Source organism: Methylocella sp., from assembly GCA_037200525.1.
Lineage (GTDB): Bacteria > Pseudomonadota > Alphaproteobacteria > Rhizobiales > Beijerinckiaceae > Methylocapsa.
In genome coordinates, this window is record JBBCGG010000001.1 from 406,492 (window position 1) to 418,957 (window position 12,466).

At 57.4% G+C, this 12,466-nt stretch carries 11 protein-coding genes and 1 pseudogene; 7 read left to right on the forward strand and 5 right to left on the reverse strand.

Going from position 1 to position 12,466, the window contains the following annotated elements; translation table 11 throughout:
- Positions 1-25: 25 nt before the first annotated feature.
- The 5 genes and pseudogenes from WDN46_01930 (at position 26) to WDN46_01950 (ending at position 4,651) form a co-directional block, all read left to right on the forward strand.
- Positions 26-615 (forward strand): annotated as a pseudogene (locus WDN46_01930) (IS5 family transposase).
- Between the two features lie 54 nt (positions 616-669).
- Positions 670-1,023: a transposase gene (locus WDN46_01935; protein ID MEJ0092216.1), complete on the forward strand. Its 354-nt coding sequence runs from the start codon at positions 670-672 to the stop codon at positions 1,021-1,023.
- Positions 1,020-1,364, forward strand: a complete 345-nt coding sequence (tnpB, locus tag WDN46_01940) for an IS66 family insertion sequence element accessory protein TnpB (GenBank protein ID MEJ0092217.1) — start codon at positions 1,020-1,022, stop codon at positions 1,362-1,364. The genes WDN46_01935 and tnpB overlap by 4 nt, the downstream gene beginning before the upstream one ends.
- A 74-nt stretch (positions 1,365-1,438) precedes the next feature.
- Positions 1,439-3,031, forward strand: a complete 1,593-nt coding sequence (locus WDN46_01945; GenBank protein MEJ0092218.1) for an IS66 family transposase — start codon at positions 1,439-1,441, stop codon at positions 3,029-3,031.
- A gap of 862 nt (positions 3,032-3,893) precedes the next feature.
- Positions 3,894-4,651 (forward strand): IS5 family transposase gene (locus WDN46_01950; protein ID MEJ0092219.1). Its coding sequence is split into 2 segments (ribosomal slippage): positions 3,894-4,233 and positions 4,233-4,651, totalling 759 coding nucleotides; the frame shifts between segments, so codons are not numbered across the junction.
- On the opposite strand, the gene WDN46_01955 is transcribed toward WDN46_01950, so the two are convergent.
- The 4 genes from WDN46_01955 to WDN46_01970 form a co-directional block, all read right to left on the reverse strand.
- Positions 4,635-5,981, reverse strand: a complete 1,347-nt coding sequence (locus WDN46_01955) for a hypothetical protein (GenBank protein ID MEJ0092220.1) — start codon at positions 5,979-5,981, stop codon at positions 4,635-4,637. The genes WDN46_01950 and WDN46_01955 overlap by 17 nt on opposite strands.
- A gap of 5 nt (positions 5,982-5,986) precedes the next feature.
- Positions 5,987-6,223, reverse strand: coding sequence for a hypothetical protein (locus WDN46_01960; protein ID MEJ0092221.1), 237 nt, complete (start codon positions 6,221-6,223; stop codon positions 5,987-5,989).
- Between the two features lie 142 nt (positions 6,224-6,365).
- Positions 6,366-6,914: a hypothetical protein gene (locus WDN46_01965; GenBank protein MEJ0092222.1), complete on the reverse strand. Its 549-nt coding sequence runs from the start codon at positions 6,912-6,914 to the stop codon at positions 6,366-6,368.
- A 48-nt stretch (positions 6,915-6,962) separates the two neighbouring features.
- Positions 6,963-8,555 carry a metallophosphoesterase gene (locus tag WDN46_01970; protein MEJ0092223.1) on the reverse strand — a complete coding sequence of 531 codons (1,593 nt, stop codon included), beginning with the start codon at positions 8,553-8,555 and terminating at the stop codon, positions 6,963-6,965.
- Positions 8,556-9,640: 1,085 nt separating this feature from the next.
- Between WDN46_01970 and WDN46_01975 the strand changes: the two genes are divergently transcribed.
- A complete protein-coding gene (locus WDN46_01975; protein MEJ0092224.1) occupies positions 9,641-10,396 on the forward strand; it encodes an outer membrane protein in 756 nt (251 codons plus the stop codon).
- A 454-nt stretch (positions 10,397-10,850) separates the two neighbouring features.
- On the opposite strand, the gene WDN46_01980 is transcribed toward WDN46_01975, so the two are convergent.
- Positions 10,851-11,294 carry a hypothetical protein gene (locus WDN46_01980; GenBank protein MEJ0092225.1) on the reverse strand — a complete coding sequence of 148 codons (444 nt, stop codon included), beginning with the start codon at positions 11,292-11,294 and terminating at the stop codon, positions 10,851-10,853.
- 52 nt (positions 11,295-11,346) lie between these two features.
- Here WDN46_01980 and WDN46_01985 point away from each other — a divergent pair, with 52 nt between their 5' ends.
- On the forward strand, positions 11,347-12,255 hold the full coding sequence (locus WDN46_01985) for an AraC family transcriptional regulator (GenBank protein ID MEJ0092226.1): 909 nt from the start codon (positions 11,347-11,349) through the stop codon (positions 12,253-12,255).
- Positions 12,256-12,466: the final 211 nt, after the last annotated feature.

The window sequence follows — 12,466 nt, forward strand, 5'->3', positions numbered from 1 at the left end:
GATCACCCCATGGGGGCAGGCCACTGCTAAGGGCGTTTGGATCGATCTGTTCCACGCGCTTGCGCAAGCAGGCGGGCCGCCGGCGCAGGTCCTCATCGACTCCTCGGCGGTCAAGGCGCATCGCTCGGCCAGTGGCGGCAAAGGGGGGAGAAGAATCAGGCCATCGGCCGTTCGCGCGGCGGGCGCACAACCAAAATCCACGCATTGACCGATGCGGACTGCCGCCCGCTGTCTTTCATGCTCACCGGCGGCCAAATCGCCGATTGCTCGGCGGGCGCGGAGCTTATCGCGCGACTTCCTCCTTGCGAAATCCTCCATGGCGACAAGGGCTACGACGCAAATGCGATCCGTCGGCAGGTCGAGGAGCGCGGAGCTATGCCGAATATCCCGCCCAAGGCCAATCGCAGGTGGAAGAACTGCTTCTCGCCCTTCCTCTATCGAAACCGCAACGCCATCGAACGCATGTTCTGCCGCCTGAAAGACTTCAGGCGCGTGGCTACGCGCTACGACCGAAACGCATTAAACTTCCTCGCCACAGTCTGCATCGTAAGCGCCAAGCTGGACCCATATGGCGGAGCGTCTGACGAGCAGGTATTTATGCGGGAGCTGCAATAAATGCTGGTTTGAACTTCTATGTCTGCGCATAGGTCTAGGGATAGAAGCTTCCATATGATCGAGGTGCTTCCTGATCGTCTTGAGGGAGCACCGTCGCAGCTGCGGCGGCGATGGTCGGACGAGATCAAAGAACAGGCCGTAGCTGCATCTCTGGTGCCTGGAGCGAATGTCTCGGCGATCGCCCGAGGCATCGGCATCAGTCCCGCGCAGCTTTTTGATTGGCGGCGCATGGCCTTACGTAAGGGATCGGCCAGCCTGCCAGCGCCACCGGCGGATGCATCTCTTGAAGTCACGCAGCCCACGCCTTGCGTTATCGAAATTGTTGTCGGCGGCGTTGTCATCCGCGCGGATGCGACGGCCGACGAAACACATTTGCGGCGCGTGATCCGCGCGGTTCGTTCGGCATGATCCCATCGGGCGTCAAAGTGTTTCTGGCAAGTCACCCGATCGATTTTCGCAAGGGCGTAGACGGTTTGCTGTCCCTGGTCCGTGACAGCGGCAGCGATCCATTCGATGGCGCGCTTTACGTCTTCCGTGCAAAAAGGGCCGACAGAATCAAAATTGTATTTTGGGATGGATCCGGCGTTTGTCTTTATGCGAAACGTCTTGAGAAAGCGCAGTTTTGCTGGCCGAAGATCGGGCATAGCCGGATTCAACTCAACCAGGCTCAGTTAATGGCGCTGGTCGATGGGATGGACTGGAAACGCGTTCACGCGGTGGCAGTGAAACGGCCGGAGTTTGCTGGATAAAACGCCTGCGACAGAGTGAATCGGGCGTTTCAATAGGGCGGCAATCGCGGGCAAAATGTGCTCTTATGAGCCCCATGGTAGTGCCTGGCTCCAAGCTCCCCGACGACGTTGATGCGCTCAAGGCCATGGTGTTGGCCATGACTGAAAAAGCGGCTCGCGCGGAAGCTCTTGAAGCCGAAGTTGCCGATCTCAAAGCCTTGAATGCGAGCGCCGACGAACGCATCGCGCGACTGACCTCCATCCTCAAGGCATTGGAACGGGCAAGGTTCGGGCGCCGCTCCGAGAAGCTTGGCTCGAAAGCTCTTGATGACGAACAGAGTGCCTTCGTCTTCGACGAGATTGAAACGGGGATCGGAGCCATCCAGGCCGAACTCGACAAGCGGCCCAGTCCCGATAAGGCCAAACGAGCCGCACGTCCCCGCAAAGGTTTTGCCGCCCATCTCGAGCGGCTCGAAATCGTCATCGAACCGGACACTCTTCCCGAGAATGAAGGCAAACAGAAGATCCTGATCGGCGAAGATGTCTCCGAGCGGCTCGATGTCACGCCGGCCAAGTTCCGCGTCATCGTCACGCGCCGGCCTAAATACGCATTCAAGAATGAGGATGGTGTCATCCAGGCTCCAGCGCCGGCCCATATCATCGAGGGCGGCGTTCCGACGGAAGCTCTCCTGGCGCTTATTGCCGTTTCCAAATATGCCGATGGCCTGCCGCTTTACCGGCAAGAGGCCATCTACACGCGCGACAAGGTGGAACTCAATCGCGCCCTGATGGCCCAATGGATGGGCCGGCTCGGGTTTGAACTTGAGATCCTCTCTGAACACGTCCTCACCCGGATCAAACAGGCGGAAAGAATCTTCGCCGACGAAACGACCTTGCCGACCTTGGCGCCCGGTTCCGGCAGCACAAAGACAGCCTATCTCTGGGCCTATGCGAGAGACGATCGCCCCTTTGGCGGCAGCGGCCCGCCGATGGTTGCCTATCGCTTCGAAGATAGCCGGTCTGGCGATTGTGTCGCCCGTCATCTCGGTGGTTATAGGGGCATTCTGCAGGTCGACGGATATACGGCCTACAATCGCCTCGCGAGGCCAGACCGCGGCAATGACGCCGTCACGCTCGCGGGATGTTGGAGCCATGTCCGGAGACGATTTTACGAACTGCACGTCAATGGCAGCTCCGAGCTTGCCACGGCTACGATTGAACGCATGACCCATCTATGGGAGGTCGAGGAAAACGTCCGGGGCAAAGAGCCAGAAGTGCGCGCTGCGGCCCGGCAAGAAACTGCGGTGGCGATCGTCGCTGATCTGTTCAGGCTTTGGCAAGATGCGCTCCCACGTATCTCCGGCAAGTCTAAGCTCGCCGAGGCGATACGTTACGCCATCTCACGCCGGGCGACGCTCGAACGCTTCCTGAATGATGGCCGCATCGAGATCGACTCCAACATCGTAGAGCGTGCAATCCGGCCGCAAACAATCACACGAAAAAACTCACTCTTCGCCGGCAGCGATGGTGGAGGCCGTACTTGGGCATCCATAGCCACATTGCTGCAAACTGCAAAAATGAACGACATCGATCCTCAGGCCTGGCTCACCCAGACACTCGAGCGCGTCGCAAACGGCTGGCCCAATGCCGAAATCGATGCCCTCATGCCCTGGAAATACGCCGCCTGAACGGCCTCGGCTAAGCGCTTACTCTGCATCGCCGCTACCGTTTGCTACTGGTTGTGAGTCTGGACCCTAGTTTGACGCCGCCGCGCGGTCGAGCTTTATTCATGTCTGCACCCAACCCGCGCGGCCCCCCTGCCGGTCTTGAGTCGTCCCTGAACAAGCATTCCCCCTGAATTACTCATGGGGCAGATTGCCTGCAAAATCAGAACGTTGGAGGCGGAGATGCCAAGTGTGGAAGAACGTTGGGGCGATATAGATTGGTCTCGGATGTACGATCCGAGCAAAGTAACTGAAATAGTATCTAGCAAGACCATTAACAACTGGGCGAAAATACACCCTTTGACAATAATCCCCAATAGAATAGATTAAACTTTAATTCCTGTAGATTTGAGTATGTTCCGATTGGTGTCTATTACTACGGTCTCTCCCGGGGTTAAGGTCGTACCACATTCACACGACGAACCTGTATTCCGTCTTTTTTTAAAAGGCTCTGTCATGCTTAATGGCGTTCGCTACGAAGCGGCGGATTGGGTTCTCATACCGAAGGATGCAGAGTCGAACTTGAAACAGAAGAGGGCTACACAGCGCTAGTCAATTATGGGATGAGATGTGGAGCACCTCCCAATGACGATGTTCTTTCGCCATCAAGAACTAAGCCCGAGCATGACTAGCACAAGCATCTCTCGTCGCATCGCCTAGCTGAATCTAGTGACAAGGACTTTTTAGGGCACGAAACATACGAGTATGACTGCTCCTATGTCGCTATACCGAAGTGAGGTCATGGGAGTAGCATTAGGGCCCAGACCCATAAAATGGTTGGCGTGAGAGGCGGGTTGTGATTCACAGCTTCCGAAAGGAAGCGACTATGAATCGGGATCAATTCTGGCTGACGGACGCGCAGTTCGCGAAGATCGCGCCGCATCTTCCCACGGACACGCGCGGCAAGGCGGGCGTCGATGATCGCCGGGTGATCAGCGGGATCATTCATGTGCTGAAATCTGGCGGACGCTGGATTGACGCGCCGCTGGAGTACGGGCCAAAGAAGACTCTCTACAATCGCTACGTTCGCTGGGCTGCTAAGGGCGTTTGGATCGATCTGTTCCACGCGCTTGCGCAAGCAGGCGGGCCGCCGGCGCAGGTCCTCATCGACTCCTCGGCGGTCAAGGCGCATCGCTCGGCCAGTGGCGGCAAAGGGGGGAGAAGAATCAGGCCATCGGCCGTTCGCGCGGCGGGCGCACAACCAAAATCCACGCATTGACCGATGCGGACTGCCGCCCGCTGTCTTTCATGCTCACCGGCGGCCAAATCGCCGATTGCTCGGCGGGCGCGGAGCTTATCGCGCGACTTCCTCCTTGCGAAATCCTCCATGGCGACAAGGGCTACGACGCAAATGCGATCCGTCGGCAGGTCGAGGAGCGCGGAGCTATGCCGAATATCCCGCCCAAGGCCAATCGCAGGTGGAAGAACTGCTTCTCGCCCTTCCTCTATCGAAACCGCAACGCCATCGAACGCATGTTCTGCCGCCTGAAAGACTTCAGGCGCGTGGCTACCCGCTACGATCGAAACGCCATAAACTTCCTCGCGACAGTCTGCATCGCCGCTACCGTCAGCTACTGGTTGTGAGTCTGGACCCTAGTATTTTGTCCCTCCCAAACTTCGGCGAAAGGGGAGGCATCATCTGCACACCGTCCTTTTCAAAAATCGCGTGAATCAAAATGCCGGCGGCCGGATTGGAAAGCTTCGCAACTGTGTCAGGTTCAGCTCGAAGATACACGTCGGCGCGTTGATACATATAATAATTACTTATATCCACGCCCGTCGATCCGTTAGATGTCAGCAGCAGCTTTGGCTGATCGCCGCTGATCACGCCGACGAGGACCGACATAGTGGGCAGCCTTCGAGTACTGCCGTCTTCCTTCTTCTGCCACGACTGGAAACGGGAGCCCGTCACGACCGACACATAGTGGGTGAGTACGCTCGTATCGGTACCCGCGTTTGTCGTCACGGCGCACTGATACAACAAGATAATGTCGACCGGTTCCTCGGGATACTCCCTAAAGTACCAGTCTGCCCACACGTGGCACTTCGCGATCGATGCCGTATTTGACAAGCGAAGAATGATCATCCGGCAAAAGTCGCCGGTCTCGTTCTTCGTGTGCTTGTACAGGTTTTCGCAGCCTTTGCGTATAGCGTCGTTGAAATTGGCCTGCTCGTTGGGCGCAATAGGGGCCATGACTCGGCAGCATGAGCTCACGCCAAAGGCGCTTAGGGACGGGTACTGAGGCGCCATGCCCTTGATCTGGATAGTGAAGGGCCTATCAAGCTCGCCGCCCATTTTACCCGCCTTTAAGTCCTTCAGGCAGTTACCGATATCTGTTTTCAAAGTGCCAAAAGCCGCTGCATTCATTGGCGCGTGCGCCAGCACGTTAATTTCGGCGTCATTGAAGCCTTGGGCCGCGAGCTGAGCCTTGAATTCTGCATCGAAAGCGGCACTCTCCTTCAAGAAATCTTGTTCGGGGCGAGACTGTCCATGATTCTTGATCGACACGAAGACACGAGACTCGTCTCTCAGGACAAGCGTTCCGTCAAAACCAGGCATTCCTTCGGGCGCGGGGGTGACCCGACAAAATTGTCGAGAGAAGAGGTTGAGCGCCAAAATTTCGAAGACCGCGCCCGTCGACTGGCCCGCATCTCCCGTTTTGATGGCATGCACTTGGCCTGCCAGCCAAGAAGGAGATTCCTTGTGAAGCCGCTCGACGGCGTCTCCAAAATTGAGAAGTTCAATGCATGCGAGACCGTCCTGACGCCGCCACAGAACCTGCAACGGATGCGTGCCCTCGGCTTCGAGCCATGCCTCTTCAAAGGCAAGCGCTAATGCTGCCAGCTTCGCCTTCAGTTCGGCTTCCGCCCCCTGAACCGGGCATTGCCGCGTCGACAGATAATCCTTCGTCATTCCCATCAGCCTAAATTTTCTGTGAGAACACCACGCTTTTCGAGCATCACGCCCGCGGGACCCGAACTGAGCGCCACCTCACGGCCGGTCTCGGCCGAAAAGCGCTTCAAGACCGCGCCGAGTGCGCCTTTCATGCTGGCCGCCGAATAGACGATGAGCGCTTTCGGCGCGTCGGCGGCTTGAGCGACAGCCGAACCGGCGAGCAGTAGAACCGTACCGAGTGATGACCAACGGAGAAGCATCGAAGGGCGACTCGATGAACGGTGATGTCGGCCTGCGTTTATCCCTTTGACGTGCGCAACGCCATGCCGTCCGCTTTCGAGGCGCCCCGCGAAAGTTTGAATGACCGTCTTGGCCGCGAATCGGACCTGTCTTTCGCCACACTCAGGAATCTATAGGCGAAACAATGACATAGCGGTGCCCAGTTTCATTCTCTCGGGCGCGCCAAATTTCCACCACACCAGAACAAAACTGGGCACTCCGGCCGGAGCCGCCCCGCCGCCCATCACAAGACGCTCCAAAACGTCGCGTCGCCCGCGGATGCGGATTTCCGCGTCTTCGACCTCGACCTGGTCGATCAATAGCGCGCAGGTAGGAGCGGCGGAACGGTATGGGTCCGCTGGTGACGTTGGTTCGCATGACGCCCGCGAAGGCGGCGATCCTGTCTTCCGCGATCCGCGTCTCCGGGCGAAGTTGAGAGAAGGCGCGGTCCAGCGCGGCCTTGGCGTGGTCGCACTCAGCTTTCAGCGCCGCGACGCGTTCCTTCAGCGTCGGATCGGCGAAGCCGGCGACGCTGTTTTCGATTGCCTGATAGAGGCGTGACAATCGGGTATCCGCGTCCGCAACCTTGTTTTGCAGCGCCGTCATGCGGTGGGCATGATCGTTGTTGCGCGGGGCCTGCCGTTCGAGGAGTCCGCCGAGAAGGGCGCGCATACGGTCGCGCAGGAATCAAACCGCCCCTTTCGGTACGCCGAGCAGGTCTTAGTGCCGAACGATTTGTCCAAGCTCTTTCAAAGTTGAGGTGACGAGTGAAATCGATATCGCCCCGGCCTGGTCGATCTCCATCAGGTAGGCGGAGGGCAATTGGATATCCTTCGCGAGCGGCCCCTCGGCTGGATGATGCAGCGAGCCGCACGAGATAACGAGAGGTCCGCCCTTTGGATCTCCGTCGACATCATTTAAGTATCTTGCGACAAAGGGCATGTGGAGATGGCCGTTGACCGTGGCCGCTACGTTGTTGCGCCTTGCGAAGGCGAGTACATCGCCGGCATCCAGACAACGGAGATACCAGATTGCCGGTCCTCCCGATGGTAGAAGTAAATGATGATGAAGCACAACAACGGCAACATCGCCTGGCTTCCGAGCCGCCTTAAGCAGATTTTCTGCTTTGCGCAATTGGTCGGGTCCCACATATCCCAACGCGTTGGTGGCAGGTCCGGAACTCTCGCGGCCGTTGCTGTTGAGCAAGACCAGTAGTATCTGGTCGATCCGCACCACGCTCGGAAAGCCGTTTCCAACGTTTTCGGGCATCGCGATGCGCCCGAGGTTCGACATGACTTCTTTCTCTGAGTACGAAGGCCCACGACTGGGCGCGTTATAATTGGCGAAGTGGACGTCATGATTTCCGGGGATCGCGAACACGGGAACGCACAAGCGCTTCGTAACGGATCCAACGCGCTCCCAGGCTGCCGGATCGCCGGTGTCGGTGACGTCGCCCACCAAGACTACCGCGGTGGGCTTGCTCTTCTGAACGAAATCTAACATTCGCATCAGGGTGATCTGAGACTCCACTTTGCTGAGCATGACGGGCCTACCGTGGGAAGCGACGTGAAGGTCGGAAAGGAATAGTAGCTTCGTGGCGGCGCTGGATGTCGGCGAGCTTGTGTCGTCTGCGGGGTAGCTCGCGGATATCGGATGGCTTGAAGCAAACGCTCGCCGTTCGGGCCAGATGTAGACCCACGAAACGGAAACCAAGGTCCACAAACTGCGCAAGAACTGCCTGCCCGGCTCTAGCGAGATCATTACGGATAGAAAAATGTTCCGGACCGCCCAGGGTGTGGTCGCCGCCGCAACCGTGACTTGGGCCCAGAACAGCCAATTGGGCAGCCAGGAAGGCCTATCGTGCCACAGCACGAAGGTGCACTTTGCGCTTACGAAAAGAAAGTTCGCCAAGAGGGCGGAAAGCGCCGTGAAGAGTACGAATTGCTCCAGCTGTCTGATGGTCAGAGAAATCGCGACCAGGAGGGGTTTGGACCAGACGTAAAGCCAGGAAGATGCAATGCTCAGGGCCGCGATCGCCGTGATCCCGGCAATTGCTTCGGGGGCGCCGATCTCGGAGAGATTTCGGCACAACCAGGAGAACTGGACGAAGTAGTTATCGTAGTCAGTAGGGAACAGAAAGGTGATGGCGAGCAACAGAGCGTACCATCGCGTGACCGACAGGGCGAGATTCGTCGCGAAGCCCTGCTCGTAGTTAATCGGCTTATCCGCATTGATCCCTATACGCAAAAAAGAGATCACGAGCATGAGCACGGCAACGGGTATCCATCGCCACGAAGGAATCCAATCCATCATCTTTCGGTTGTCCGTATCAGAAGCGATCGCAAGCGGCGATGAATGGCCGCGACGGACCTTATCCGATCGAGGCTCACGGTCGCCTCGCCGGCATGTTTGACTTCAGTATTAAACCGACATCGGCATTTGATCTGACAGCGCAGCCCGTCGACACAACAGCATCGGCGGCAGCGGAGGAGTTTCCGTTGAGGGTCCAACCGAACGCCTTTGAAAACAGCAGTTCTCCGTAGTTCTCCCCGTCGGGTTGTTCGCGCTGCGTACCACCTCGCGCCGACGAAGTTCCGCGAGCACATGCCGTGCAATTCGAGGAGCCTGGAAATCGGAGCATCTTTCAGGTCCGGGAGCATAGCGGGATTCGGCTCCGCATTCGAACCGGAGAAATTACATCGCACAAACAATGACATAGGAGTGCCCAGTTTCATCCTGTCGGGCGCGCCAACAATTTCAAATACTTATGTGGGCTTCGCGTGGACGGCATTTTTCCACACGGGGCAATATCCGGGGCAACAGAAATCATTAAATTTCGTTAAGGCTTGCCGGATGCTACGCACGCTTCCCTCCAGTGCGGCCCAGTTCCTGAGTCTACCGGCGCCTGTCTAGTCCCAAACAGACAGGACACGCTTCGGCTGGGAAGCGCCGTCGCGGCTCATCGGCTCGATCAAATCATTGAACGCTTCCGGCGGTTGGCGAAAAACAAAGCATCAGCTTCAGTCAGCAGATATGACCGTTATGATATAACATAATATGCTTGAGTAAAAGCAATTCGCAGCGGGGACAAAGATTACAAACGTAACATATTTCCCTTGGTGGTGACATTTCTGGGTAGCATCCTTCCTCCGAAAGCTACGTTCGGCGTAGAGCGTTTGTTTCAATAAAAATACAATAGAATTTAAGCCAGCCAGTTATCGATGCTGCCAATGCAACTCTTGCTGCTGCGATCTGTGCAGGTGCTGCGGCATTTTTACACTGTGTATCCATTTGGCCACAATGACCGAGATTCTCACTTACGTGAAGTTGAAGTGACGACCATTGTTTCTTAACTTGAATTGGTTCAGTGGTGAGTCGGGATCTACTAAGGAGAAATTATGTTCAGACGTATTTTACTAGCTTCAGTCGGCGCCGTGGCGCTAGCGAGCTCCGCTCTTGCAGCCGATCTTCCGTCGCGTGCGCCGCCGCCAGTCTATCTGCCGCCGGCGCCGATCTTCACCTGGACCGGCATCTATATCGGCGGTCAGGTCGGATACGCCTGGGGAAATCAAAACATCAGCTCCAGCAGCCCCTTCGGTTTCGATAGCTTCAGTTCAAACAATGATGGGGTCATCGGCGGCGCGCATGTCGGCTATAACCTTCAGCTGAGCCAGTTCGTCATTGGTCTCGAAGGCAGCGTCGATGGCTCGAGCCTGAACAAGAGCATTACCCGCGGGGGATTCGTACCAGTCACCTATAGCGCCAACCTCGGCGTTCAAGGTTCCGTCCGCGGCCGCGTCGGCTATGCCTGGGATCGCGTTTTGTTGTACGCCACCGGCGGCGTCGCCTTTGGTGGAGTCGACAGCAGCATTTCGTCTCCATTTGGCTTCGACAGCGCGTCGTCCACCCGCGTCGGCTGGACAGTCGGCGGCGGTCTGGAATATGCCATCACCAACAATTGGTCGATCCGGGCCGAATATCGCTATACCGATTTCGGTCACTCCTCGATCTTCGCGTCCAATTCATTCAACGAACCCGGTATCGGCGGCGGCGGTTTCTCCAATCGCCACATCGTCGAGAACCAGGTGCAGGTTGGCTTCAGCTACAAGTTCGACACGTTTGCGCCGCCCGCGCCGATTGTCGCCAAGTACTGAGATCTAGATCGTTGTCTTTTCTTCAGGGGAAGCAGGAAGGCTCGGCCGAAATGGCGGAGCCTTCTTATCTGAAGCTCTTGGGCGTTTCTTCCCCGTTGGTTTGACCAGGGTCAAGTTTCGCACTGGTCAAAAAAGGCGAGGTCTCCAAAGCCCCGCCGAGAGCCGGGCCGTTTCGCCACCCCCTTGAGCTTCTCCTTTCAGGTTATTCGAGGCCCAACGATCGAGACCGGTAGCTTTTGTACGGCTGCCCCCGCCGCTCTCTCCGGGCCGGCGGGGGTTCTCGTTCAAAGAGCTCGATTCTCAACGTGGCCCGCGTGCTCGTTCCCGCGCCGCACCTTCTGTCTGCTGAGCATTAGCGCCAGGTACGCGTCCGTTCGAGGTCATCCGTGATCCGAGAGGCCGGAGCCAATGAGCCCATGATAGGTTGCATCCGAACTGCCTCTGTTGTGATGGGCTATGAATCTAGCGACGGGAGCAGTTCGCGATTCAACAGGCTTTCAAGTTCGCCGTCGGCGGCTTTTCTCCGATTCTGTTCCACGTTTTCGACGTAGAAAGCCAGGAGCAGGGACAGAACGCCGCTACCGATCCAAAAGTAATCTAACCACGGCGCCGGATCGTCGGGTGGCCCTTCCGACCATCCTCCAAGGTCGAATAGCCCCGCAGCGATGCTCAAGATGAAAAAGAGGGTCGACGCGACCTCTAAGATTGCAGCTGCACCGAAATATGGCATGGCCTGTCCCTTCGATTTCCTTCGATTTTGCAACCTACCGTTGTCGGAAATTTGCACTCGCAGCGTTATCGCGGTTTGCCTTTCAAAGGTCGTTTCTTGCCCACCTCTCGGGCGGCTGTAGAGCTTCCCAAAAGATGGCGGCAAGTTGCGCGCGAAATCCGCAGCCATACTTTCAGCGAAATCCTGAGCGAATTCCGTTTAAGGATCGAAAGGGCGTTCAATGGAGATAAACGACGGTGGCGCGAAATACGGAGACGTCACCAGTCACGTGCTATCGTCGTCGTCCAGGCGGGAGTGGTCCGGCCTGTACACCGAATTAAGAGCGCACAGCGATTTTTACCTTCCGTCGTTCGTTCAAAAGACGACGGAAGTCGCCCTGCTACTCCGAGGCGGTGGCAAGGTCACGCACCGCATTAATGGCGACCTGCACAAAACCAGCGGTGCTCCCGGTGTAATTTGGCTGTTTGGCGACAAGGCGTCAGTCGATTTCCTCCATGCATCTCACGCATTCTCGGGAGGCTCACAGGTCATTCACCTCTACCTCAACCCCGAGCTTTTTTCGTCCCAAGCTCTTGGCGACGCAGCCGATGAATCACTCGAAGCAGATCTCAAATCCTTCGGCGGATTCCGCGATCCGCTCATCGAGCAGATCGGCCGCGCGATCGTCGCGGAAATGGAAGCCGAAACCTCGTCCGGAAAACTCTTCGTCGAAGCGCTGACCAGCACGCTCGCGGCGCGCCTGCTGCATAGCTACACATGGTCAGCAGGCGATCGCTCACCCGCGCTCAGCGTCCCTAAAGGACTCGACAGCCAGCGCCTGCGCAGAGTGTTGGATTTCATCGAAGCCAACCTGGAGGGCGACCTCACCATAGAGCGGATGGCGTCGATAGCGTGCCTCAGCCGCTTCTACTTCGCCCGCGCATTCAAGGCATCCACTGGTCAATCGCCCCACCAGTATGTCAGCGTCCGACGCCTGGAACGCGCTAAATCGCTCATTCTCGGCGCCGACCGCTCGCTAGCCGACATTGCCGATAGCCTGAACTTTTCTTCCCACGCTAATTTCACCAGGGCCTTCCGCCGCATCGTCGGCCAGACTCCCTCTCAGTTTCGTCGAAGCGGCCTCGCCTGATCGCTGCTGAAAATTAGCGCCAGCTGCCGTCCTTTCGAGGTCATGGCGACCCAAATCCGAATGCGCGCCCATAGCGTGCGGTGCAGCGATAGGGCTACGCAGTCTCCTCTTTCACGGCGGCGAACGCCGTGCTCAGCGCGGCCGGGGAATTCTAAGACCGAGCTCGTGGCCGATGCCACTGGCAGAATTAACAGTTGCTGCAAATTCTGTT

What these genes read in the sequence shown, in the direction of transcription:
- WDN46_01935 (MEJ0092216.1), top strand. Translation starts at nt 670, where the DNA reads ATGATCGAGGTGCTTCCTGATCGTCTTGAGGGAGCACCGTCGCAGCTG.
- tnpB (MEJ0092217.1), top strand. Translation starts at nt 1,020, where the DNA reads ATGATCCCATCGGGCGTCAAAGTGTTTCTGGCAAGTCACCCGATCGAT.
- WDN46_01945 (MEJ0092218.1), top strand. Translation starts at nt 1,439, where the DNA reads ATGGTAGTGCCTGGCTCCAAGCTCCCCGACGACGTTGATGCGCTCAAG.
- WDN46_01955 (MEJ0092220.1), bottom strand. Translation starts at nt 5,981, where the DNA reads ATGACGAAGGATTATCTGTCGACGCGGCAATGCCCGGTTCAGGGGGCG.
- WDN46_01960 (MEJ0092221.1), bottom strand. Translation starts at nt 6,223, where the DNA reads ATGCTTCTCCGTTGGTCATCACTCGGTACGGTTCTACTGCTCGCCGGT.
- WDN46_01965 (MEJ0092222.1), bottom strand. Translation starts at nt 6,914, where the DNA reads ATGCGCGCCCTTCTCGGCGGACTCCTCGAACGGCAGGCCCCGCGCAAC.
- WDN46_01970 (MEJ0092223.1), bottom strand. Translation starts at nt 8,555, where the DNA reads ATGATGGATTGGATTCCTTCGTGGCGATGGATACCCGTTGCCGTGCTC.
- WDN46_01975 (MEJ0092224.1), top strand. Translation starts at nt 9,641, where the DNA reads ATGTTCAGACGTATTTTACTAGCTTCAGTCGGCGCCGTGGCGCTAGCG.
- WDN46_01980 (MEJ0092225.1), bottom strand. Translation starts at nt 11,294, where the DNA reads ATGGCTGCGGATTTCGCGCGCAACTTGCCGCCATCTTTTGGGAAGCTC.
- WDN46_01985 (MEJ0092226.1), top strand. Translation starts at nt 11,347, where the DNA reads ATGGAGATAAACGACGGTGGCGCGAAATACGGAGACGTCACCAGTCAC.